We start from the raw sequence: 24,805 nt of genomic DNA, 5'->3' as shown, positions 1-24,805 counted from the left end.
CTATGGAATCATTTTTCAGCCGGTATAAGAACGTCCTGGTGCTGATCGCTGTCCTGCTCGCCCAGGTCGTCGGCCTTGCCGTCCAGGTTCGGCGTCCCATTCCGGGCGCGCCGGAGACCGGGCAGGTCCGGCTGATTCGCTATTGGGTGGTGAGCCTGATCTCGCCCCCCGAGCGCTGGGTTCACTCCATGGGCGGCGGTTTGCGCGGCGTGTGGTCGAATTATGCCTATCTGCGCGGCGTGCGCCAGCAGAACCAGGATCTCAAGGCAGAAGTGAATCGCCTGCGGATTGAACAGGCGGGACTTGCCGAAGACGCGCGCCAGGGCCAGCGCCTGCAGCAACTGCTTTCCTTCAAGGAGCACTACATCTCCACCACGCAACCGGCGCAGGTAATCGGCACCGCGGGCTCCGACGTGGCGCATGTGCTCTACATCGACAAGGGATCCAACGACGGTCTGAAGCCGGATATGCCGGTCATCACTCCCGACGGCATTGTGGGCAAGATTCGCGATGTCTTTCCCGACACCTCTCAGTTATTGATCATCTCCGACCAGACAAGCGGAGCAGGCGTGATGCTCGAGACCTCGCGGATTCGGGGCGTTCTTCGGGGCAACTCGCTGGGCCAGCCGCAGATCGTCAACGTCGCGCCAGATGAACAGATCAAGGTGGGCGATCGTGTCCTGACCAGCGGCGGGGATGGCGTGTTTCCGCGAGGCTTGCCGGTTGGAGTCGTGGAGCGCAAGGTTCCCGATCCCGACCATGACGGCTACCTTGCGCTTGTGGTCAAGCCCGCCGCCAACCTGACACGGTTGGAAGAGGTGCTGGTGATTACCGGCGTGAACGATAAGATGCCTGCGGCAGAACAGCGCGACCTGGCCCAAAGTGCGATTGAAGCAGCATCCCAGAAGCGCGCCGCCGATATCCTCTCCGAACGCCTGCCGGGCCTGAAGGACCCCAACGCGCCGCCCACGGCACCCGATGCAACGCCGGAAGCGCCAGGAGGCGACCCGGGCCGTCCCCCCAGGCCGGGTGTGCCGTTGCATCCAGACCGCTTCTCCCCGGCCACGATACCATCCGCCAATACCATGACCCCAGGCGGGCAGACTCCACGTCCGGCTTCGGGCACGGGAGCAGGCAGCTCCACGACAGGAAAATCGCTGAATTCAGCCGGCACCAGCGCCAAAACGCCCGGCGCGGGAACCACGGGTTCTACTGGTGCTGGTTCTGCTACAGGTTCTGCTACAGGTTCTGCTACAGGTTCTGCTGGCGCTGCGAGTAAGACGGCCAGCGGCACCGGGACGAAGAGCGTGGGCAAGCCGTCGCAGGCTCCCGCATCAGAAGGTACTGCTACCAGAAAGCCGGGAGCGGTGTCCCCGGAGGGAAGTGCCCCAAAACCTGTGCAACCTAAGCCTGCGCAGCACCGTCCTGAGCAATCGAATCCAGCCAATCCTGCGCAACCCAAGCCAAGGCCCGAGCAAACCAGGCCGCAGACAGCAGCCCCGGACGCAGCAACTCCTCCGGGAGGGAGACTGTAGCCCGTGGCCATGTTGATGAACGCCAATTCGCGCCGCGACGCCGAGGTCTACTCGTTTTCGTGGCTGGTTTCGGTGCTGGTACCCCTGGCAGCACTCGGGCTCCAGGCCTATCTTCCGCTGCACTTCTGGCGCTTCGGCATCGTGGATCTGCCGCTGATTATCACCGTATATTTCGCGGTAGCGCGGCGTAATCCCATCGCCGGAACGCTGACCGGCGCGATCATTGGGATCGCCCAGGATGCGCTCACGCAGCGGCCGCTCGGCATCAATGGCATTTCCAAGACGATCATCGGCTATCTGGCTGCATCGATTGGGGTTCGCATCGATGTGGACAACCACGGCACGCGCCTGATCCTCAATTTTGGAGCGGCGATGCTGAACAGCGCCATCACCCTGCTGATTGTGCACCGCATGCTGGCCATGGAGGCACCCTGGAGCTGGGTGCACGAGTTGATCCGCGCGGTGGTCAATGCGCTGCTGGCAGTGGTCCTGTTCGCCCTGCTGGATCGCGCCAAACGCGAGAATTGATCCAGTCGATACGCATCCCGGCTGGTAGAGCAATTGGCAGTATTCTAGAGAGTGAAGAGCGAGCTGCAACCAGGTGTATTCGGACAAACTAAACCGGGAAGAGAAGCTGCCGGCAATGAAGCTGGCCGTCGCGCAATACGTGATCGTGGCGATTCTGCTGGTGCTGATTTCCGGTTTGTGGAGATTACAGGTCCTGGGGGCGCAGAATTATCGTGCCCTGGCGGAGCAGAACCGCATACGGAAAGTTCCAATTCTCGCGCCCCGCGGCAGGCTCTTCGATCGCGATGGCCGCGTACTGGTAGACAACTATCCCTCGGTTTCGTGCTTTCTGGTGCGGGAGCAGGGTCGCGACCTGACGCCGGATCTGCCCTTGATCGCACGCGGCCTGCATATGGATGTGGATCAGCTCCAGGGCATTCTCAAGCATTACCGCGCCGCGCCTATTTATCAGCCATTGCCGCTGAAGCAGGATCTCTCACCGGATGAGCAGGCGTTCCTCGAGGCCCATCGCAACGAGTTGCCGGAACTGGAGACGATCGACGAACAGCGTCGGCTCTACCCCCGCGACAACTTTGCCGCGCATCTCGTCGGCTACGTCGGCGAGGTTAGCGAGGATATGCTCAACGATCCCAAGTATGCCTACTACATGCCGGGAGACGTGGTGGGCAAATCCGGTGTGGAGGAGACTTACGACCAGCTTCTGCGGGGGCGGGACGGCTCTCGCGATGTGATCGTGGACAGCCACGGCCGCGAGGTAGGGCGGCTTGGCAAGGAGCCGGCGGTTGGCGGCCAGAATCTGAAGCTCACCATAGACATCGATGTGCAGCGAGCCGCCGAGCTGGCACTCGGCGAGCGTAACGGCGCCGTCGTTGCCATGGATCCGCGCACCGGGGAGATTCTGGCGATGGTCAGCCACCCGGCCTTCGATCCCAATGCCTTCGCCATCCGCATTCATCGGGATGAGTGGAGCAGGCTGGTTACCGATCCGAATCACCCGCTGCTCAACAAAGCGATCCAGGGGCAACTGGCGCCGGGTTCAACGTTCAAGATCATCATGGCGACGGCCGGACTGCAGGAGGGAATCGCTCAGACGCTGCACGTCAACTGCGGCGGCGGCGCGACGTTCTATGGGCGCTACTTCCAGTGCTGGCAGAAGCATGGGCATGGCTCGACCGATATCACCAAGGCCATCTGGCAATCCTGCGACGTCTTTTTCTACACTCTCGCGGAGAAGCTGGGAATCGGCAAGATTGCCTATTGGTCCCACCAACTCGGCCTGGGGCAGAAAACGGGTATCGATCTGCCGAATGAAGTTCCCGGCGTCATGCCTTCGGAAGAGTGGAAGCTGAAGAATTTCCATGAGAAGTGGTACGCCGGAGAGACCATTTCCGTGGGCATCGGACAGGGTGCGATTGCAACTACGCCGATCCAGATGGCGCGCGCCATCGGCGGAATCGCCTCCGGCGGCGTTCTGCGGCGTCCCCACGTGGTGAACGAGGATCAGGTTCCGGCGGAATATCGCCAGGCGTTGCTTGAGTCGTTTCCGGGCTCAGGCGACCAGCGAATTCCCCTTGACCCGTCGAACTGGGAGACGATCACCGACGCCATGGCAATGGTGATGGGACCGGGAGGAACCGCCGCCAGCGGTCACCTGGAGGGCATCGATTTCGCCGGAAAGACGGGCAGCGCACAGGTCATCGGTCATCAGTCCAAGGGGAAAGTCGGCGTCAGCAAGAAAGATAATGCGTGGTTTGTCGGCGTGGCTCCCAGGCGCAATCCCGAGATTGTGGTCTGCGTCCTGTTCGAGGGCGGCGAGCACGGTACTCTGGCAGGCAGGTTGGCTGCCCAGGTAGTGCTGGCCTACGTAGATAAGCAGCGCAAACGCGACAACAACCTGGAGGAGGCGAAGCAGCCTCCAGCCCCGGTCGAGGTGGGAGCGATATGGACGGAGCCGCCCGCGGACACGGCCAATTCGGCCTCTCTGCGAGGTGGGCACTTCTTCGTGACCCCGGGCCAGCGATCTGCGGGGCAGGGAGACGCAGGACAGGGGAACAGGGGCCAGGGAAATACGAATACAGGCAAGCCCTCTGCCGTTGCGGCTGCCGCACATCCATCGGTAGCAGCGGTGCGGTTGCCTTAGCTGTATGGCATTTGTTTTCAATAAGATAACGGCGAGAGCAGGAAAGAATCAGGATGCGGCGATTTCTCTCATTTCGTGACTTCGACTGGGTACTTCTAGGCCTGGTACTCCTGCTGTCGGTCATCAGCGTAGCGGAGATCTACTCTGCTACGCTGCACACCAAGTTCGTGGGTTTTGACAAGACGCAGGTGATCTGGCTGCTGGGCGGACTCGTAGGCATGTTCGCACTGAGCCTGGTCAACTATCACCGGCTGATCGACTACGTACACTACGCCTATGGTGTGTCGATTGTTGCGCTGCTCGCTGTGATGGTGGTGGGCACCAAGGTACTGGGAGCGCGGCGCTGGATCAAGCTGCCGGGAGGCGTTCATTTTCAGCCGTCGGAGTGGGTCAAGCTCATCCTGATTGTTGCCGTGGCGCGCTACTTCACCAATCTGGCCGGAAGAGATTTGACCTGGGGCGACATCTTCAAGGCTTTTGCACTGGTGGGTCTACCCATGCTCATGGTGCTGAAACAGCCTGATCTGGGAACCGCTCTCACCTATACCCCCATCCTGCTGTGTGGACTGTTCCTCGGTGGAATCCGCTGGAAACAGGCGGCCATTCTCGCGTTGGCCGGAGCTGTAGCTATTGGCGGCGCCTGGTATAGCGGCAAGGTCCTCAAGCCTTACCAGAAGGCACGGTTGACCAGCTTTGTGAATCCGGACAACGATCCCAGAGGCAGCGGATACCAGATTCGCCAATCCCTGATCGCTGTAGGTTCGGGAGGCATCTGGGGCAAGGGAGCTACCAAGGGGACGCAAACTCAGGGTGACTTTTTGCCGATTCCGTACACAGACTTCATCTTCGCGGCGTTTTGCGAGGAGCATGGCTTTGTGGGCGCGGTCTCGGTGCTACTGCTATACTTCTTCATATTGATGCGTTTGATACAAAACGCTCAAACAGCTGCCGATCTCTCCGGAACGTTCCTGGTCATGGGCGTTGTGGCCGTGCTGATCTTTCAGATCGCGGTCAATGTAGGGATGGTGGTCGGATTGATGCCTGTAACCGGAATCCCATTGCCGCTTATGAGTTACGGCGGGTCTTCGGTTCTGTTTACGTTTCTGGCTCTCGGAATGGTAATGAACGTCCGCATGAACCGCTTCGTGAACTAGAGGGCTGCGGCTGAGACCACAAGGTTTTTGTTTTGTCCGGCAGTGCGCAAGTGCGATGCCGGGGGTTAGGAAGTTAAGTCTAAAACTATTACAGCCGGCCGGGTGGATCACCGGGCCGGGCAGGATTGGGTATGAGCGCGCAACGACGGGTAACGGCCCCGCCTTATTACAAGGCTGAAGCGGTCACAAACTCATTGCGCCCAGATAGCCTCCAAAAGCACTACGATCCTTTCAGTGAGCCTCCACCCGGTTCAGGGCGGAGGTATTCGCAACTCCTCACACAAGGTATCTTCTTCGCTACGGCCATCTCTTCGTCTGCCCCAATCCTTTCCGGTACCCCGGGAGCAGGAGAATTCCTGTTCTGATCGCCTCGCCGGACGTTCGTCAGGTTCAGCCTGCCGGACAGGAGAGGCAGAATGTCAAAAGAGATATGCATTTCCAGCACGCCCCATGAAACGCGGCTGGCGATTATTGAGAACGATGAGCTCGCAGAGATTTACTACGAGCGCGAAAATGAGTACACCCTAGCCGGCTCCATTTACAAGGGCCGCGTGACCCGCGTGTTGCCGGGCATGCAGTCGGCATTTGTCGACGTAGGTCTGGAGCGCGACGCATTCCTCTACGTCACCGATTTTCTTGAAGAGCAGGAAGACTCTGCCGACTTTGAGCGTGTTGGTTCCGCTCATGGCCGCCGGGAGGGCGGGCGGGAGAGCGAAGGTGGCCGCGAAGGACGTGGCCGCGAGCGCGAACCGCGCGAATCTCGCGAACCGCAAGCCCGAGAACCGCGCGAGTCCCGCGATCAGCAAGCCCGCGAACCGCGAGAGAATCGCCCGCCCCGTGCCGCTCGTCCGGATCAACTGGCGGAAGAGGCTGCGGTTGTCACACCCTCCCCGACAGAGGGCAGGGAAGAAGAGTTTGAGCAGGGCGGAACCCGCCGCTGGCGTGGCCGCCGTGGCCGCCGCCGCGGTATGCGCGGACAGCAACCGGTGCGCGAGGCCGAGCCATCCACACAGGAAGAGAGCTTCGACGAAGCCTCGGAGACGTATTCGATCCACGCGGCCCACGCAGAGCACGAGGCCGAGCCCTTCATCGCCGAGGAGCCGCGCAAATCGACGCATGCGCCGCAATCCTCTGCATCCTCCGCGGCCGTCTTTCTGCCCGGCGAGTCACTCTCGAAGTACGGCCACGCACCCGCCCAGGAGCCGGAGATTGAGATTGAAGCGCTGCCCAGTAATCCTGTTGAGCCTGCGCGGCCGACGCCGGTCTACACGACCTTCAAGCCGTCCACACTGATCGAAACCCCGATCGAGTGGGATGGCGGCAATCTGCTGCCGGGTGAGACGATCTCCCGCTATCGCAATGATGTGCCGCTGGCGCCGGCGACAGGCGCGACCCACGTTGAGGAGACGCCCGCTCCTGCCGAGCACGAGGCAGAGGCTTCCGCGACCGCAGCGGACGTTGATGCGCACGCCGATACGAACGTAGAGACGCCGGAAGAGATTCAGTTCGAGGCTGCGGAAGAAGCGCAATATGAAGCGGCGGAAGAAGAGACTGAGGCGGTTGTGGGCCACGCTGCCGAGCCGACCATAGAAGCTGAACCAGTCGCCGAGATCAAGCATCCCGAACACCATCACGATTCCGAGCAGCGGGTTGAGCCGTTTCCTGAGGAAACCGAACCGACGCATGCCTCAGCGTCGTATCGCGTGGATCCTACCGCGCCGAGCGAGTTCCGCCTCGTGACTCCCGCAGAGGAGAAGGCCGAAGTTGAGGCACCCAGCGAGGCTGCTGCCGAAGTCCAGCACCACGTTGACCGTGTGCATGTGGATCGCGTCCTTGGAACCGGCGAGCTTGCCGAGCATTCGCAGGAGATCCCAGTGACCCCGGCCGTCGAGCCTGCGAGTGTCGAAGAGACCGCCGCTGCGCCCGTGAATGCCGAGGAGAACGAAGCTGCCGCGGAGAAGGAGCAGCTGCTCAACAAGGAACAGTCTCTCGAAGAACTGCAGGATGTAGCCGAAGACTTTGAGGAGATAGAGGAAGAGAGCGGCACGGAAGACAGCGGTACCAGCGTCGGAACGATCCAGGGATTTGCGCCCGGCCGTGGAGTGATTGAAGAAGAGGTTATCGACGAAGAGGAGTACGACTTTACCCCTCTCTATGCGCATAGCGAAGAACACGATCTGGATGAGCTGGAAGAAGAGACCATTGACCATAGCCTGACCGACGCGGACCTTGGCGAGCTGGTTCGTGATACGCATCTCGATACCCGCGTCAACGTTGCGTTCCACTCCGACGTGGCGACCGAAGAGACCGAGACCGAGGAAGAGCATGAGGAGAGCGACGAAGAGTCCGAAGTAGAAGCGATTGGCGAAGACTTCGATGAGGAATCGGAGGAAGAAGCTCCCGCCGCCGACGGTGCTCCCGCTCCCAGCCGCCGCAGCGATGAAGGGCGTCGCGGAGGACGTGGTGGACGCCACGGCCGCCGTCGCGGCAACAGCGGTGGTGGAGATCGTGGACGCAGATCCACGGCGCAGATGACCGATCTGCCGATCATCAGCGACTTATTGAAGCAGGGCCAGGAGATTCTGGTTCAGATCGCGAAGGAGCCCATCGCCAAGAAGGGTGCCCGCATCACCAGTCATATCGCGCTGCCGGGCCGGTTCCTGGTCTTTATGCCGACCGTCAATCACGTCGGGGTCTCGCGTAAGATCTCTTCCGACGAAGAGCGCCAGCGGCTGAAGCGGATTCTGATCAGCGAAAAGGGAGAGAACAGCGGCGGATTCATCGTGCGCACGGCTGCGGATGGAGCCAGCGAAGAAGATCTCCGCGCCGACATCCGTTTCCTAATCAGCCTGTGGGCGGAGATTAAGCAGCGCTCCGACTCAGCCAAGGCACCGGCCCTGATCTATCACGACCTCAACCTTGTCGAGCGCATCCTGCGCGATCAGGTGTCGGATAATTTCTCTTCTATCTGGGTGGATAGCGAAGTGGAATACGAGCGCATCGTGCGCTTCCTCAACCGCTTCCAGCCATCCCTGGTGCGCCGCGTCAAGCTCTATACCAAGGAGACGCCGCTCTTCGAACAGTTTGGCATCCAGGACGAAATCAGCAAGGCGCTGAAGTCTAAGGTATGGCTCAAGTCGGGTGGTTCGATCGTCATCAACCAGACCGAGGCGCTTGTCGCAATTGACATCAACACCGGCAAGTATGTGGGCAAGACGGCGCGGCTTGAGGATACGATTCTCAAGACCAACCTGGACGCGATTCCAGAGATCGTGCGACAGATTCGTCTCCGCGATCTCGGCGGCATCATCGTCATCGACTTCATCGACATGGATGAGCGCAAGAATCGCCATCGCGTGATGCAGGCACTGGAAGAGGCGTTGAAGGCGGATCGTGCGCCGTCGAAGGTTCTCCAGTTCAACGATTTCGGATTGGTCGCCATCACCCGCAAGCGCGTCAAGCAGTCGCTGGAGCGCACCTTGAGCGTGCAGTGCACCATCTGCCAGGGAACGGGAATGGTGAAGAGCCCGGTCACAGTCTGCAACGAGATCTACGTTGAGATGCACAAGATGCAGAAGACTTTCGATCACGGAGATGTTCTGCTGCGTGTGCATCCTGATGTGGTGAAGACGTTGAAGGATCACAATGCAAAATGGCTGACCGAGCTTGAAGAGATGATCAGCAAGAACATCATCGTGAAGAGCGATCCAAGTCTGCATCCGGAGCAGTTCGACATCCACTAAACACAAAACCATACTTCATCGCGCGAAAGGCCGGGATCAGTCCCGGCCTTTTTGCGTAATGCGGGAAGTAAGCCCTCGCGCAACAAACTCCGCAGGATCGCGTCTAACAAAAGTGGTGACGGGCAGCAGTGTGCCGGCCGTCGCGAGGTCTTCGATCCTGTTGGGCGAGTTGTGTTCGAGGAGACTTATGCTTTCATTGCGTTCTCTTGTTCCTCCGATCTGCAAAGTCGCTACTATTGCCGCTATTCTTCTGCTATCGAACGGAGCCCCGGCCCTTCAGGCCCAGGTGTCCAGTCAGGTATCCAGTTCTGACGAATATCACAGCATGGTCGATCCCGGAGATGCGGCTCCGCTCCATCTGCATGCGCTCGAAGGCAACGGGCAGGCTGTGCCTGCATACGGCTATCCATCGCATAGTCCGTGGGTGAGCCATTTTGCAGCCAAGTTTGGCGGGGGCTTCACCACTCCAGCCGACGAGGACCAGCACGATCTTACCTATGGGTGGAATGTCGTTGCGGGTGCCGGATATCGCTTCGATCGTAATTTTTCGATGATCGGGGAGTACCAGTTCGACAGCAACAAGATCCCCGCGAAGGTGCTGGCACAGGTTGGCGAGCCCGGCGGCTATGTGCACATCTGGTCGCTCACGCTGAATCCTGTGTGGGACTATAAGACCGGCGGTTCGTGGGGCGGCTATCTCACCGGTGGCGGCGGGTTCTACCGCAAATACACGGCCTTCACCCAGCCCGGCATCATCAACAGCTACTACTGCGATTTCTTTTTCTGCTATCCCTACGACTACACCGGAAACGTGGTGGTGAGTCACTTTGCAACCAGCCAGGGAGGCATGAACATCGGCGGCGGATTTACATTTGGTAACTGGAGCGGTGGCAAATTCTTTTCTGAGGCGCGTTACACCTGGATCGACACGCCGGGCCGCGCCACCAGGGTTGTTCCGGTTACGTTTGGCTTTCGCTGGTAGCCAAACCAGCTAAAGCAAGCCGAGTTGCTTCAGGCGCAGCAAGCCTCCACCCAGAACGGCCAAAGGCGTGAGCGCAGTAAGCGCGAGTTGATAGCTCACCGGCTGTCTGCCCTTCATCTGCAATGCGGCCATGGCGCTGAGTAGCAACACTACCAGCGCCAGGGCGAGCGTGTGGATGATCGGGTTTGCGTGGGCGATCCACGCCGTGACGTAGCCTCCGACAGCGCCAAACAGGGCACTGTATCCCAGGTTCAGCAGCAAATGTAACCGTCTCGGTTTCTTTTGCGATGCCGATTCTTCGTCTACCATCTCCGGCGCGATGCGTTTGAGCACCAGGGTTGTGATCGCCACCAGGATGGCGATCGAAAGGAAGCCGCCGCCGATAGCCAGAAACGACTGCAGTATTCTCACTCTTTTGCCTTCATTGCCGCTTCCACTTCGTCGGCCGTATGCGCCAGCTTTTCCGTCAGGTCGATCAGCTTGCCGTGTTCATCCACGCGGTAGATATCCTCGATTCGCACCCCTAGCTTCTCTTCGGGAATGTAGACTCCCGGCTCAATGGTGAAGACGGCGCCAGGAGGGATGGCCTTTGTGTAGTCCATGGGATCGTGCACATCGATACCGACCGAGTGGCCAAGGCCATGAATCCAGTATTTGCCGAGCGGCTCGCCGTGCAGGTCCTTGCCATGCGTGTTGATGTAGTTCCACGCCACGGTATCGAGCGAGTCGGGGTCGCGATGCTCACGATCGTTGATCTTCGACTTGCCCGCGACAAACGCAGCCATCGCTGCTCGCTGCGCTCCCAGAACTACATCGTATACTTCCCGCTGGCGCGCGCTGAAGTGACCGCTGACAGGGACCGTGCGCGTAATGTCCGAGGCGTACATCGAGTATTCGCCGGCGGCATCGACCACCACCACATCGCCCGCCTGCATTGTATGCAGGTTCTCCGCGTAGTGCAGCACGGTAGACTGCAATCCCGAGCCAACGATGGGCGAATACGAGGGCCGCTCGCATCCCTGTGCCATCAGGTTCTCGATGATGATTCCTGCGACGGTGCGCTCGCTTGCTCCCGGATGCACCGCCCGCATCATCGCGCGCTGCGCCACCATGGAAGCGTCTGTGGCCTTGGTCAGCAGGTCAATCTCCCGGGCATCCTTCAGTATGCGCAGCGGTGTCGTCAACTCGCTCACGTCGCGCGCATCGGGAACACTGGCGGTGCCGAGTGTGGTTGAGGTCCAGGTCAGCAGCGCCTTCGCGTCGGGCGAATCGTGCTGCGCCCAGATGCTCTGCCGCAGGCGGCTGTCCGCGCGCAGCATCTGGCTGAGCAGCGAGGGCAGCTCCGTCATCGGCTGCACGTCGGCGACTCCGGTTGCCGACACAGCGCCGGGCGAGCTGGCGTCCAGCTTGACTCCGGTGTAGAGCTCCAGGCGCAGGTTGCGCGTCGGCAGCAGCATCACCTCGCGATAGGGGTGCGCAGGATTTCCGGCAGCCGCGGAGGCTTCGCCTTCGATCAGCAGTGCGGCTCCCGGCTCATTCCATCCGGTCAGGTAGTAGAAGTCCTCGTCTTGCCGGTAGGGCATAAAGTCGAGCACCGGCTCCTGCGCCGCGAACAGGATGGCCACGCCGCCATCAAGATGACTGGCCAGCGCAACGCGCCGCGCATGATAGTCGGCAGCAGGTTGTTTCTCGAGAGCGGGCGCTGTGGACGCGCCAAGGAAGAAAAGCAGGATAGCCAGTAACAGTCTCTTCATCTTGAGAAGAGTGTAGAGCAATCTGAGCTGTTATGTCCTGGAGTAGAGTAGCCGCGGCGAAGCGCGTCAATTGAGGCTTAAAAGCACACCAATTGAGCCAGAGAAGCCTGGCCGCTTTCTATACTCCGACGGGGAATGGCTTGGGCGAGGACTCCTCGAGATTTGCACCGCGGCGGAAGCGTTCGAAGCGCCCCTGAAAGAGCGATAGCAGCCCGGTATACCAGTAGCCCACCACAAAGAGCAGCAGGAAGGGCACCGTGAAGTAGTTCTCGTTGGTGATGGCATACCAGATCGTCAGCGCGAAGTAGCAGCCGATGACCAGCTCGATCCAGGGAATGATGCCGAGGCGCTTGCGGTACTTGGCGGCCTGCGACTTCTCGCCCTTCTGCTGTACGCGGTACTTCGGCGTGCGCTTGAAGGCGCTCTTAATACCGAAGATCGCCTCCATCACGGCGATAGTATTGGTCACCGTCAGCCCGATGCCCAGCGCCATCAGGAACGGCAGGAAGAGCAGCGTCTTATACCATTTGCCGGGGAAGAGCTCCTTCTGCGAGACAAGGTAGAAAGAGGAGATGGAAAACGTCGAGGCAAGAAAAAGCGGCACGTCGATGAGCAGCATCTGGAACCATCCCTGGTAGAAGCGGATGACCATTGCCGGCATCAGCAGCACCGAGAGAACCACCATCAGCGGGTAGCTCAGGTTCGCGGTCAGGTGGTAGATCGCCTCAATTTTGACGCGGCGGGGAACGTTGCTGTGGAGCACCTGGGGGAGAATCTTCTTCGAGGTCTGGATAAGGCCCTTGGCCCAGCGCGCCTGCTGCGTCTTGAAGGCAGTCATCTCAATGGGCAGCTCCGCGGGACACTCCACGTTGGGCAGGTATTTGAACTTCCATCCTGCAAGTTGCGACCGATAGCTCAGGTCGGTGTCCTCGGTGAGCGTGTCGTGCTGCCATCCGCCTGCGTCGGAGATGGCCTGCCGCCGCCACATGCCCGCCGTACCGTTGAAGTTGAAGAAGACGCCGCTGCGTGCGCGTGCGCCATGCTCCAGCACAAAGTGGCCATCGAGCAGGATCGCCTCTACCTGCGTAAGGAAGCTGAAGTCGCGGTTCAGGTGGGTCCAGCGCGTTTGCACCATGCCGATTTTGGGATCGGCGAAGTGGTGAATCACACGCATCAGCCAGTCTCTTGGCGGTACAAAGTCCGCATCGAAGATGGCGATAAATTCGCCGGTTGCCGTCTTCAGTCCGGCGTCGAGCGCCCCAGCCTTGTAGCCGTGGCGATTCTCGCGATGCACATAGACGATGGGGTGCCCGGCGGCGCGATAGCGCTCCACCATCTCGCGAGCCACCACTTTGGTCTCGTCGGTGGAGTCATCGAGGACCTGGATCTCCAGCTTGTCCTCCGGATAGTCGAGGTTGCAGCAGGCTTCCAGCAGGCGGTCGATCACGAACTGCTCGTTAAATATGGGCAGCTGAATGGTGACGCGCGGCAGCTCCGCGAATTGGCCTGAGGGCGTGATGTCGAGATTCTTCTTGTTCTTGTAGTAGCGGTAGACGAGCTGGTAGCGGTGCATGCCGTACGCCGCAAGAACGATCATCACGGTGAAGTACGGGATCAGCAGCATGATGTCGAACGGGTTCCAGCGGTAGAGATGCTCGAAGGTGCGGTCGGCGTAGTGGGTGCGCAAATAGTGCTGCAGACTGTGCTGGTCGGCCACCAGCATCAGGGCTGCAAAGGTATGCGCTTTCAACATGCAGGACACTGCGAAAGTCTTTCCAACCGCAAACTTCAGGAACATAGGGGCGAGCAGGATCATGCCTCCGCAGCGGCATCTTCGGCCGAATTTCTGTTGCCAATTGTACGCGAGGATGCACAGCCCCCGCAGTTGTACGTGTAGATGCCGCCGGGCATATCTAGTTCAGGAACATGGTCCGGTAGAGCGTATCGCGTTGCACGGGCTTAAACCCTGCATCGCGAATCAGGCGACGGAGCTCCTCTTCCGTGGTGTGGTTGGCGGTTCCCGCGGCCTTCACCACGTTCTCTTCCAGCATTACCGATCCCACATCGTTGCCGCCGAAGTGCAGACCCATCTGCAGCACCTTCAGCCCCTGGGTCACCCAGCTGGATTGCACATTCTCCACGTTATCGAGATAGAGGCGCGAGATGGCGAGTACCTTCAGGTATTCGACCGAGGTAGCTTCCTCCCATCCGCGGCCGCCAAGCGCGGTGTTCGTCGGCTGGAAGCTCCAGGGGATAAAGGCGGTGAATCCGCCCGTCTCTTCCTGCAGGCGGCGGACCTCTTCAAAGTGGTTGATGCGCTGCTCAAAAGTCTCACCCACGCCGAACATCATAGTAGCCGTGGTGCGCATGCCAAGCTGGTGAGCCGTGCGGTGCACCAGCAGCCAGTCCGCTGTGGAGCACTTGAGCCGCGCAATGCGATGGCGAACTTCGTCGTCGAGGATCTCCGCGCCGCCGCCCGGTATCGAGGCCAGCCCGGCATCGCGCAGCCGCGCAATCGTGTCGCGGACCGTGATGCCGCTGTATTCGGCAATCGCCAGAATCTCCGACGCGGAAAAGCAATGTAGCCAGATCTGCGGGAAGCGCTGCTTGATGCCCGTCAGCATCTTCTCGAAGTAGTCGATCTTCAGGTCCGGGTGCAGGCCGCCCTGCATCAATACGCCGGTGCCGCCCATCTCCAGCGTCTCCGCGATCTTGTCGTAGATCGTCTCGAAGTCCAGGATGTAGCCTTCCGAGGCCTGGGGGCCCTTGAGCGGCCGGTAGAAGGCGCAGAAGGTGCAGTACTCGGTGCAGTAGTTGGTGTAGTTGATGTTGCGATCGATGATGTAGGTGACCACTCCCTCGGGGTGGAGCCTGCGGCGAAGCGCATCGGCTTCCATGCCCAGGCCGATCAGATCGTCGGAGCGGAAATAGTCAAGAGCCTGCTGGCGAGTTAACGACATATCTAGATTTTAAAGCCCCCGAGAGCGTTCGGCGAGTGCCGGGGGTCTCCAACTCCCCAGACTGGCCAGGTTTTTGCTGGTTTGCCCCCGGAATCGGCGTTTGCAGCGAGTCTGATTCTGCGGCAACGCTGATTTTGGGACAAGGCTGATTCTGGAGCAGGGGGAGCGTCTTATCATGGGCAATATGCCCCGAAAATGCGCTCGATGGACGGCCAGCCTGCTCATTTTTTGCATTCCAGGGGTGATTTATGGCCAGCAGAGCCCGCAGGATGACGTCTCTTCTGCCCGGGGAACGCCGCTCGCGCTTTCCCTGAAGGAGAGCGTGATGGTATACGCGCACGAGGATGCGCTTGCGCCGGATCCGTCCGCCTCGGCATTCAGCCGCGAGGATCTGCTGCCCGCCGATCCCGGCCGGCCGGGGATTCCATTTTCCATTCCCGGCTATCCGGCGGAGACTGCGTCCGGCGGCATCAAGGCACCGCAGTATTTTGCCCCCGGAGTTGCCGGAGATCATGGAGAGCCAGTCGTCCAGTTCTTTCAGATCGGGGATTTCCTCTTTCCCAATAACCTGACCGCGAATGCGCATGGCAATGGTTACGCCGACCCCAACCTGCTTATACCGGCGATCCTCGGCGGCGTCGAAGTGGATAACGCAGCTTTTAACGCGCGCTATGGCGATCACTCGATCAACCTCGCGGTGAATTACAGCCTGCGGGACCGCCTTGCTCCTTTCCTGCAGTTGACGAGCGATGGCCGCGACGGAGACGTGTCCGCTGGCTGGTCTCCACGAAACTCCGCCAGGCTGGCGTGGATCGTGGTGGAGGCATCCTTCGGGAACGGCTTTCTGGCCCGTCCGGAAGAGCGGCAGCAGTACAAGGTCAACGCCCAGCGGGTCTGGACCCTCGGCAATCATCGGCTCACGGCGTTTGGCGCAGCCTATTACGGATTCTCCCGTCTTCCCGGGCTTATCCCGCTGGCGACGCCGGTCGCGGACGATACCATCGATCCCCGACAGAAGGATCTGACCCACACCACGCTGGCTGTGATCACAGACAGTTGGCGGCCCTCCGAGCGGCAACTCCTTACGCTCTCGGCATTCTCACGCACGTATAGCCTTGCTCTCGACTCCAACTTCGGACTTGGCCTGATTGAGCAGAGCGAGTTCCGCACCGTGCAGGGCGCCAACGCAACCTATACGCAGAAGATTGGCGCGCGCTTCTATGCGCTTGCCGGGCTGGACTACCGGCGGGATGCCCCGCGCGGCCTCGACCTGGCTCATGCGGATGCTCAGGGAACCCTGCGGCTCGTTACCGGGAATGACCTGACCATCAGCGACTATGCTCCCTTCGCGGCTCTCGAAGGGGATCTGGGGCATCGCCTCCGGGTCTATGCAGGGGTGCGGCACGACGAGATCCAGTTTGCCAATACCGACAAGCTCACTTCGGCGAACTCCTACACCCAGACGCCGCGAACTACCAGCCCGAAGATCACGCTGACCTGGGGAAGGGAACAGGGCGGAGTCCTGCCGCAGCTCTCGTTGAGCTTTGGAAAGGCTTTTCACGAGAATGACCCGCGCATCGGCTCCGGAACCGGCCATGGTGCGCTCATCACTCAATCGCGCGAGTACCAGTTGGTTGTAGGCAAGGTGATCGCCGGAACGGAGTTGCGGGTGACGCTTGCCCATCAGACGAACTCCGAGGAGTTGGCCAGGATTGATCCTGATACCGGACTGCAGCAGGACAACGGCCCTTCGCTAAACCGCTACTTCACCATTCTGGCCCGGAGGCGCTACTCCCGTGGTTTGCTTCTCGCCTCGTACTCGCAGGCCAACGCAACTGACCGTGCTCTGCATCAGCCGGTGCCGGAAGCTCCGCGGCTGATCGTCGATTCGATCGGCACTATCGAACGCCTTCCATTCCACACCGCAGCAAAGGCGGAATACGAATACGTTGGCGAGAAGCCGCTGGGGGACAGCTTCCGCGCTGTGCCTGTGCAGGAGATCCGCCTTGGCCTGGAGAAATCGCTGGGTGATGGGCGCTGGGTTGTCTCTCTTCATGGCTCTCTGGCGAATGGCTACTCGGGACAGACCCTCGAGACCTTCGCCCTGCCTGCAGGGAGCTTGCCCATCGAGCGCATCGTCGGGGTTCCATTGCGATCCTTCGGCGGTGCTTCCCTGCGCTACGAATTCAAACGCTGAAGGAAACCTCCCGTCTCTGCGATCTTTCTTCTTTTGCCACTACTCGCATACTACCTTCTGCATCTAATTGACCTTGCTCGCATTACGAATCAGGTTCGCTGGAAGCCGGAATTTTTCTTTGGGAGAGAGGTCTGTTATGCCAGATATATTTCCTCGTGCTCGAGCAGGATTTGCCAGCATCCGATGGACTCTCGCCGTGATTGTGGCGCTTAGCGGAGCCAATCATGCCTTGCTGGCGGATGGTACGGGTGACCCGAAGCCAGGAACCGATGTAGTGGTATTCACCAATGGAGATCAGCTAACCGGCACGTTTCTGCACTCCAGCGGAGATAAGCTCGTCTTTCACAGCGACAATGCGGGAGACATTACGGTTGGTTGGGACAAGATAAAAGAACTGCGGACTACGGAGAAGTTCGCAGTGATCCAGAAAGGGCAGAAGCTGAGCAGGAAGACTCCCGACTCCGAGGTTCCGCAGGGAACGATCCACGCCACGGGAACCGAGATTCAGGTTGAGAGCGCCACCGGCGCGGCAGCCCCAGCGATTGCCACCAAGAACGCGGACACTGTGATCGACCAGGCGAGCTTCGAGAAGGCTCTCCGCCACGAGCCGAGCTTCTTCCACGGTTGGAATGGCACGGTAACCGCGGGTGCCGCCTTTGTGGAGGCGACGCAAAACAGCCAGAACTTCAACGTTGGGCTCGCGCTGGCGAGGCTCGTTCCCGGTGTTAGCTGGCTGGCGCCGCGCAATCGCACCACCGCCAATTTTACGGACATCTACGGCAAGGTGCACCAGCCCGGAACCCTTGACACCAAGACCTCTATTTTCCACGCGGATGCGGAGCGCGATGAGTACTTGACGTCGCGGTTCTATGTGCTTGTCGATGGCGCCTGGGACCACAACTACTCCCAGGGCCTGAGCCTGCAGCAGATTTATGGAGGTGGCGTCGGCTACACGATCATCCAACAGAAAAACCAGCAACTGGATGCGAAGGCCGATATCCACTATGAACATCAGACCTTCTCCGCAGACACCTTTCTTGTGCCCGTGCCGCCGGTGCAGCCCAGCACCAGCCTTGTCGGCTCAAGCTTTGGCGAGACATATTGGCGCAAGCTTCCCGCTGGATTGCTGCTGAATGAAGCGGGGGTAGCGAACGTCTCCTACAACGACACCAATGCCTTTTCGTCGAACGTATCGGCGGGATTGGTCTTCCCGGTCTACAAGCGGCTGAGCTTCAACCTCGGCGCGGTGGACAACTATCTGAACAATCCTCCGACGGGCTTCAAGAACAACTCCTTCCAGTTCACGGCGGGAGTCGGCTACACACTTCACTAGAAAAGGAACGGGCAGCCGGTTGGAGAACTGGCTGCCCGTCTTAGCCACGGCATGGTTTAGAGCCGCGATGGTCTAGATCCGTGGATTTACTTTGCCGGTGAGGTAGGAAGGACCGCTGCGTCCGCGCCTGTCGCCGGCGGGTCATAATCGAAGGGTCTCTTCAGCAGTTCAAGAACCCCAGGCGGCATCGGTTTATCCGCATTGGCCAGCAACAGGGATACCTGCCACATCTCGGTCTGATTCAATACCTTGCTATACGAGGGCATGCCGGTGAGCCGGATGCCGTTGGCGACCTTCCAGTAGGTCTCGCTCGGCGGATCGTCGCTTACTCCCACCACTCCGTTGCCATGCGGTTGCCAAAGCTGCGGGGCAACGGGATACATGTGCGACGCGAAGGCGGATGGCCGTCCATAGAGCCCGTGGCATGCCGAGCATTGCTGACGATAGATGTGGGCCCCTGCCTCCAGATTGGTGGCGCTGGCTTCCATGGGCACTGCTTTGGCCGCTTCCCTGCGAATGCGCGCATGCATGGGAATGTGGACCAGCGTCTCTTCCATGGGGAAGGGCTTGTCTGAGACGGCCACAGGTGGCGTTCCCGCCTGGAAGTAGACTAACGCCCCCAGGGGGACACATAGAACGCCTAACAACAGGCCCAACAGAAAGGTCTTCATCAGTTTTCAGCCTCGTGGTGTTCGGTTTTTTGTGCAGGATCAGGGTAGGTTCCGCAGCATGCCCCCCACGCTATCTCGCTGATTCTAGCCGAAAGCAGAGTCACTTGGGCGATGCAGATGCTTTAATACAAAGAGCGAAGTTTTTTCTGCCCTTCTTTTACCGGCAGCTTAGTCGTGGAGGCTTTCAGGTTCATGCACCGTAGCAAGCTCAAGCAGTATTTTCTATTTCCCCTTCTGTCTATTCTTCTTGCCGCGCCCGCGATGCGCGCACAGACCAGCACCAGCACCGACGCTGCTCCTGCAGCCCAGGAACCAGCGCAGGAGCCAGCCCAGACCACGCCGGCGCCCCCGGCGGCAGCGGGGCCACAGTCGGCGGCTGCGCGGGTACGCGCCCGGCGTCAGCAGCGCATTCAGGCACTGGTTAAAGATATCTACGGGCACAAATATGAGGCATATGGCGGCTTTAGCTACCAGCGCTTCCGTCCCGGCGACAGCTTGCAGCGTTCGACCGAAGTTGGATGGAACGTCGGGCTGACCGACTATATCCGGCCGAAGCTGGGAATCACCGTCGATACCCGCGGCAACTATGGTGCGGCCTACACCTACAACAACCAATACCAGGTGTTTATGCCCAGCATCAGCCAGTACGTGTTCATGGCGGGGCCGCAATACCGGATTACACAGGGGCAGCGCCTGGCCAGCAGCGTCCGCGTTTTGGTCGGCGTCTCCCACGGAAACTTCGACACCAATACCAACGGACTTCCGGGAACCCTGATCGGCCTGTACCCCAACGGCAATTCCGTGGCCCTCGATGGCGGCATCCCGTTGGACTACAACGTCAGCCCGGCACTGGCTGTTCGAGTTACCCCGGATTTTCTATATACCCGTTTCGGCAGCTCGAACCAGTACAATCTCGGCTTTACGGCGGGGATCGTCTACCGCTTCCACAAGCGTTAAGCAGGGAATCCAAAAACAAAGGCCGTGCCCGAGAGAGGATCTCAGGGCACGGCCTTTTTGTTTGTGGGCCGGATTCAACTCCGGGCCTCAGGCTTTTGTCTTGGCGTCCCGCTGCTTCGCGGCTTCCAGCGGATACTGCGGTTCGGTCATGCGCACCGGGTCGAGGATCTCGGCAATCTCCTCCTCGGTCAGCAGCTTCTTCGCCCGGGCAATCTTGATGATGGATTCACCCGTGGCTACCGATTCCTTCACAATCTCCGCTGCCTTGGCATAGCCAATGTAGGGATTGAGCGCGGTGGCCAGCGATACCGTGCTCTGCGCGTAGAAGTCGCAGCGGGCGGCGTTGGCCGTGATTCCGGCGACGCACCGCAGGTTGAACTGACGCAGCATGTTGGCCAGGATGGTGATGCTCTGCAGAACGTTGTAGGCCATCGTCGGCATCATGACGTTCAGCTCGAGCTGTCCTGCCTGCACCGCATATGCCACGGCAGTATCGTTGCCAACTACCTGGAAGCTCACCATCGCCGCCAGCTCCGGCATGACCGGGTTGATCTTTCCCGGCATGATGGACGAGCCCGGCTGCAGGCTTGGCAGGAAGATCTCCGCGAAGCCAGTGTTGGGACCGGAGGAGAGCAGGCGCAGGTCATTCGAGATGCGGATGACCTCCAGCGCGATCGCACGCAGTGCGCCGCTTACCTCTCCCATGCAGGCGTTGGACTGCATCGCCCAGCGCATATCCTCGGCGGGGGTCAGCTTCTGGCCGGAGATGCGTGCCAGGTTCGCCACTGCCTTGGCGCGATAGTCGGGATGCGTGTTGATGCCGGTGCCCACCGCGCTGCCGCCCAGTCCCAGCTCGCGCAGCGAGTCTGACGCATCGTGCAGGAATCTCCTGCCCTTCTCGATCGCGAGTCCGTAGGCCGCGAACTCCTGCCCCAGCCGCATGGGCACTGCGTCCTGCATGTGCGTGCGCCCGGACTTCATGATGCCGTGGAACTCCTTCCCCTTGGCGGCGAAGGTGGCGGCCAGCGCATCCAGCACCGGATACAGCGTCTCCAGCGCCAGCAGCGTTCCTACGCGCATCGCGGTGGGGAAGACGTCGTTGGTCGACTGCCCATAGTTCACGTGGTCATTGGGGTGAACCTCGGCATACTCGCCGAGAGCCCCTCCCAGAATCTCATTCGAGCGGTTGGCGATCACCTCGTTGGTGTTCATGTGGAGGCTGACGCCCGCGCCCGCCTGGAAGACGTCCACGACAAACTCGTTGTTCCACTTGCCGTCGATCGCCTCCTGCGCCGCCTGGATAATCGCGTCGGCGCGGTGTGCATCCACCAGCCCCAGTTCTTTGTTGGCTTCGGCTGCGGCCCGCTTCACCATCCCCAGGGCACGAATGAGCTGCGGATGCGCCCGCATGCCGGAGATGGGGTAGTTCTCCACCGCACGCGCGGTTTGTGCGCCATAGTAGGCTTTGGCAGGCACCTCAACAAATCCAAGTGAATCTTTTTCCTTGCGAACTTCCGACATTTCGAATCGCTCCTCGTGCTGCTTGTGTGGGAATGGAGGACTATCGCCTGAGCCAATAGCCTTCCGAGGACTTTGAGTATAGAGCAGCAAGATGAACTCAGTCAGGTGAGTGAAAACGGCGCACCGGATTGCCTGCGTAAATCGCCTGCAATCCCGGCGCCGCATCGTCTAACCTAGAGAGATGAGTGAAACCAGCAATACCCTCACCCCGCTGCCTTTTGGGCGTGGAGGCGCCGGGGAGGAAGAGTTCGACGTTCTGGTTGTCGGCGCCGGTCCTACCGGGCTGGCCTGCGCCATCGATGCCCAGCAACTGGGCCTGCGCGTGGTGCTGGTGGATAAGGGCTGCCTGTGTAATTCGCTCTTCCATTACCCCTCGCACATGACGTTCTTCACCACGCCGGAGCTGCTGGAGATCGGCAACATTCCCTTCGCCAGCCCGAACCAGAAGCCCAACCGCGCCGAGGCGCTGGAGTATTACCGCAAGGTCGCGGATCACTACCACCTCGACGTTCGCCAATACCAGAGGGTGCGCCAGGTCAGCGGCAGCGATGGAGCTTTTCAGGTCGTCACCAGTGACCGTTTCGGGCGTGAGCGCGCCTTCTCTACGCGCAAGATCATCCTCGCCACCGGATATTACGACCTGCCAAATTACCTGAAGATTCCTGGCGAGAAGTTGTCCAAGGTTCTGCACTACTACCAGGACCCGCATCCCTACTACAATCTGGACGTGCTCGTGATTGGCGGTAAGAACTCGGCTGCCATCGCGGCGCTGGAGTTGTGGAGGCACGGCGCGCGGGTCACCCTTGTGCATCGCGGCCCTGCCATGCACAAGCATGTAAAGTATTGGATACTGCCCGACATAGAAAACCGCATCAAGCATGGGGAAATTCAGGCACACTTCCAATCCCATGTTCTGAGCATCCATGAAGATAGTGCAGTCCTTGCCACCCCACAGGGAGAAGTGACCGTTGCGAATGATTACGTCTTTGCCATGACGGGCTATCATCCCGATTTTGATTTCCTTACCGCCCTCGGAATCCAGCTTGAGGGCGAGGATCGTTTGCCTGTGTGCGACCGGCGAACGCTGGAGAGCAATGTCCCCGGAGTCTATCTCGCAGGGGTCATCGTTGCCGGGAAGAGGACGAACGAGATCTTTATCGAGAACGGGCGGTTCCACGGGCACCAGATTGCATCCGATTTGAAGGAAAAGATGATTCCCGCTCGCTGAGCTACTTCGAGGCACTTCAGATCGCCTCCGCTGACTCGCAGGCAGGAGGGCGGCTACGAGGCGAATGCGGCGTATTCTTAGTCTGACGCGACCATGGCAAAGATGGAAATTGCTCCGGGGAAGAACAGCTAACGGAGATCAGGTTGCACTTATGAACTTTTGGAAACCCCGCACCATTCGCAGTCAGCTTATTGCGGGATTGATCGTGACGGAGAGCATTCTGCTGCTCTCTTTCGCCATCGCACTGGTGCGCCAGCAGACGACCGAGATTCGCCATCGAGCGCAGTTGCGCCTGAACTCCAAGGCTTCGGTGCTCGCATCCCAGGCTGCCCCCCTGTTGACTTCCGGCCAGTTTGACACGTTGCAGCTCATCGTCAACACCATCATGGACACATCGTCGGTTCATGCGGCCCAGGTAACGGATGCCAATGGCCGCACGGTTGCCAGCAGCGATTCCACCTCCAATGGCCTCTACGTTCTGTCTCCGAGCGAGCGCCAGCATCTTCACCCGATGCACGATCCCGAGTCATTTCGCACTGCCATCGATCCTGAAAATCAGGATATCGGGGAGGCGGTAGCTCCGATCATGGCCGACGGAAAGCTGATCGGTTTTGCCTGGATCTATGAGGACACTGCGCCCGATCACCAGCAGGTTTCCTCGCTTCTGCGCATCACGTCTCTCTATGCCTTGTGCGCCATCCTTGCGTCGGTGCTGGTCGCGTTGGTCATGGCCCAGTCCATTACCCGACCGCTGGCGGTCCTGCGCGAAGGCACGCGGCAGCTCATGCGCGATCCCTCCTCCCATCACCGCTTCCCGTTACCGGTGCTCTCATCGAACGAAGCTTCGGATCTCACCACCGCGTTTAACCTGATGGTTTCGTCCATGGACGAGCAGCGCTCGGGGCTGAACGACACCCTGGCGCTGCTGGATTCCATGCTGGCGAATGCGCCCACCGGCTTTGGTTTTTTCGACCGCAAGTGCCATTACGTGCGCATCAACGGATTCCTCGCCGATCTGAATGGGCTGCCGATCAGCCGCCAGTTGGGGAAATCTCCATCGGAGCTGATTCCCACTCCCGCCTCATTCCAGATAGAGGAGCTCATCCGTCAGGTCTTTTCCACGGGAACGGCGATACAGGACGTTGAGCTGAGTACCGAACTTCCCAGAGAGCCCGGCACCACACGCCATTGGCTGATCAACCTGTATCCCGTAAGAACCGGCCTGCAGCCGGTGCGCTGGGTCGGCGCCATCATCGTCGATACCACCGAGCGCATTCGTTCGGAGGAGGCTCTGCGCAAGACGGAAAAGCTGGCCGCCGTGGGCAGGCTGGCCGCTTCCATCGCGCACGAGATCAACAATCCGCTGGAAGCGGTCACCAATCTGCTCTACCTGCTACACATGAATTCCTCGCTGGATCGCGACGCGACGCGGTACGCAGAGATGGCGCAGCATGAGGTCGCTCGCGTCTCCGAGATCACCCAGCAGACGCTCCGCTTCTACCGTCAATCGACGCTGCCGGTGTTCTCGAATGTGCCGGATTTGATCGACTCCGTACTCTCCCTGCACCAGGGGCGCATGAACGGCTTCAACATCGAGGTCAAGCGAAACTACCGTCCCGGAGGCGAACTCTTTTGCTTTGCCGGGGAGATGCGTCAGCTCTTCGCCAATCTGGTTGGCAACGCGGTGGACGCCATGCAGACAGGTGGGCAGCTTGCCGTGGAGGTGCGACGCTCGCGCTCCTGGCGGGATCCTGCCGTCAAAGGCGTCCGCATATTTGTAGCCGATACGGGCTCAGGAATGGATGCGTCGGTTCGCAAACACATCTTCGAGCCGTTCTTTACGACAAAGGAAGTGACTGGGACCGGACTCGGACTCTGGGTCAGTGCGGAGATTATTCAAAAGCACGACGGCATCGTCATGGTGCGCAGCCGCCCCGCCTCCAGCGGAAAGCCGTCGGGCACTGTCTTTATGCTCTTCTTTCCCGAGCGGATGCTGGACGCGAAAGTCGATGAGCAGATCATCGAAGGTCAGATGGAAAGCCGCAGCAATACGTAGAGCACTCCCCAGACGGCGAGCCTCCACTCCTTGACGGCGAATCGCC

17 protein-coding genes are annotated in these 24,805 nt (G+C 60.1%); 11 read left to right on the top strand and 6 right to left on the bottom strand.

What is annotated here, in order from left to right; genetic code table 11:
* Window positions 1-2: 2 nt before the first annotated feature.
* The 6 genes from mreC (at window position 3) to VM554_07330 (ending at window position 10,082) form a co-directional block, all read left to right on the top strand.
* Window positions 3-1,535, top strand: a complete 1,533-nt coding sequence (gene mreC, locus VM554_07355) for a rod shape-determining protein MreC (protein ID HVJ08184.1) — start codon at window positions 3-5, stop codon at window positions 1,533-1,535.
* 9 nt (window positions 1,536-1,544) lie between these two features.
* Complete coding sequence (gene mreD, locus VM554_07350; GenBank protein ID HVJ08183.1) at window positions 1,545-2,063, top strand: rod shape-determining protein MreD; 519 nt, start codon at window positions 1,545-1,547, stop codon at window positions 2,061-2,063.
* A gap of 115 nt (window positions 2,064-2,178) precedes the next feature.
* Window positions 2,179-4,203, top strand: a complete 2,025-nt coding sequence (gene mrdA / locus VM554_07345; protein HVJ08182.1) for a penicillin-binding protein 2 — start codon at window positions 2,179-2,181, stop codon at window positions 4,201-4,203.
* Between the two features lie 53 nt (window positions 4,204-4,256).
* Window positions 4,257-5,357 (top strand): rod shape-determining protein RodA, encoded by a 1,101-nt coding sequence (gene rodA, locus VM554_07340; GenBank protein ID HVJ08181.1) that lies wholly within the window; start codon window positions 4,257-4,259, stop codon window positions 5,355-5,357.
* 416 nt (window positions 5,358-5,773) lie between these two features.
* Complete coding sequence (locus VM554_07335; protein ID HVJ08180.1) at window positions 5,774-9,100, top strand: Rne/Rng family ribonuclease; 3,327 nt, start codon at window positions 5,774-5,776, stop codon at window positions 9,098-9,100.
* A gap of 187 nt (window positions 9,101-9,287) precedes the next feature.
* Window positions 9,288-10,082 (top strand): hypothetical protein, encoded by a 795-nt coding sequence (locus tag VM554_07330; GenBank protein HVJ08179.1) that lies wholly within the window; start codon window positions 9,288-9,290, stop codon window positions 10,080-10,082.
* Window positions 10,083-10,091: 9 nt separating this feature from the next.
* On the opposite strand, the gene VM554_07325 is transcribed toward VM554_07330, so the two are convergent.
* The 4 genes from VM554_07325 to mqnC all read right to left on the bottom strand — a co-directional run bounded on the left by VM554_07325 (window position 10,092) and on the right by mqnC (window position 14,796).
* Window positions 10,092-10,493 carry a hypothetical protein gene (locus VM554_07325; protein ID HVJ08178.1) on the bottom strand — a complete coding sequence of 134 codons (402 nt, stop codon included), beginning with the start codon at window positions 10,491-10,493 and terminating at the stop codon, window positions 10,092-10,094.
* A complete protein-coding gene (locus VM554_07320; GenBank protein HVJ08177.1) occupies window positions 10,490-11,857 on the bottom strand; it encodes a Xaa-Pro peptidase family protein in 1,368 nt (455 codons plus the stop codon). Before VM554_07320 ends, VM554_07325 begins: the two co-directional genes overlap by 4 nt.
* Before the next feature lie 97 nt (window positions 11,858-11,954).
* Window positions 11,955-13,589, bottom strand: coding sequence for a cellulose synthase family protein (locus VM554_07315; GenBank protein HVJ08176.1), 1,635 nt, complete (start codon window positions 13,587-13,589; stop codon window positions 11,955-11,957).
* Between the two features lie 160 nt (window positions 13,590-13,749).
* The gene (gene mqnC / locus VM554_07310; GenBank protein ID HVJ08175.1) at window positions 13,750-14,796 is read right to left on the bottom strand and encodes a cyclic dehypoxanthinyl futalosine synthase; all 1,047 of its coding nucleotides are present in this window, start codon (window positions 14,794-14,796) and stop codon (window positions 13,750-13,752) included.
* Window positions 14,797-14,971: 175 nt separating this feature from the next.
* On the opposite strand from mqnC, the gene VM554_07305 reads away from it, so the two are divergent.
* Both VM554_07305 and VM554_07300 read left to right on the top strand, forming a co-directional pair.
* On the top strand, window positions 14,972-16,993 hold the full coding sequence (locus VM554_07305; protein HVJ08174.1) for a hypothetical protein: 2,022 nt from the start codon (window positions 14,972-14,974) through the stop codon (window positions 16,991-16,993).
* Between the two features lie 136 nt (window positions 16,994-17,129).
* The gene (locus VM554_07300; GenBank protein HVJ08173.1) at window positions 17,130-18,326 is read left to right on the top strand and encodes a DUF481 domain-containing protein; all 1,197 of its coding nucleotides are present in this window, start codon (window positions 17,130-17,132) and stop codon (window positions 18,324-18,326) included.
* A gap of 86 nt (window positions 18,327-18,412) precedes the next feature.
* Here the strand turns inward: VM554_07300 and VM554_07295 are convergent, their stop codons facing one another.
* Window positions 18,413-18,997, bottom strand: coding sequence for a cytochrome c (locus tag VM554_07295; GenBank protein HVJ08172.1), 585 nt, complete (start codon window positions 18,995-18,997; stop codon window positions 18,413-18,415).
* Window positions 18,998-19,189: 192 nt separating this feature from the next.
* Between VM554_07295 and VM554_07290 the strand changes: the two genes are divergently transcribed.
* Entirely contained in the window at window positions 19,190-19,954 is a 765-nt protein-coding gene (locus tag VM554_07290; protein ID HVJ08171.1) for a hypothetical protein, read from the top strand.
* Window positions 19,955-20,041: 87 nt separating this feature from the next.
* On the opposite strand, the gene VM554_07285 is transcribed toward VM554_07290, so the two are convergent.
* On the bottom strand, window positions 20,042-21,475 hold the full coding sequence (locus tag VM554_07285; protein HVJ08170.1) for an aspartate ammonia-lyase: 1,434 nt from the start codon (window positions 21,473-21,475) through the stop codon (window positions 20,042-20,044).
* 181 nt (window positions 21,476-21,656) lie between these two features.
* On the opposite strand from VM554_07285, the gene VM554_07280 reads away from it, so the two are divergent.
* Together VM554_07280 and VM554_07275 are read left to right on the top strand one after the other, a co-directional pair.
* Window positions 21,657-22,703, top strand: coding sequence for a YpdA family putative bacillithiol disulfide reductase (locus tag VM554_07280; GenBank protein HVJ08169.1), 1,047 nt, complete (start codon window positions 21,657-21,659; stop codon window positions 22,701-22,703).
* Between the two features lie 151 nt (window positions 22,704-22,854).
* Window positions 22,855-24,759 carry an ATP-binding protein gene (locus tag VM554_07275; GenBank protein ID HVJ08168.1) on the top strand — a complete coding sequence of 635 codons (1,905 nt, stop codon included), beginning with the start codon at window positions 22,855-22,857 and terminating at the stop codon, window positions 24,757-24,759.
* The last annotated feature ends 46 nt before the right edge of the window (window positions 24,760-24,805 follow it).

The organism is Acidisarcina sp. (genome assembly GCA_035539175.1).
Lineage (GTDB): Bacteria > Acidobacteriota > Terriglobia > Terriglobales > Acidobacteriaceae > JANXZS01.
This window is presented reverse-complemented; position numbering and strand designations above follow the sequence as displayed.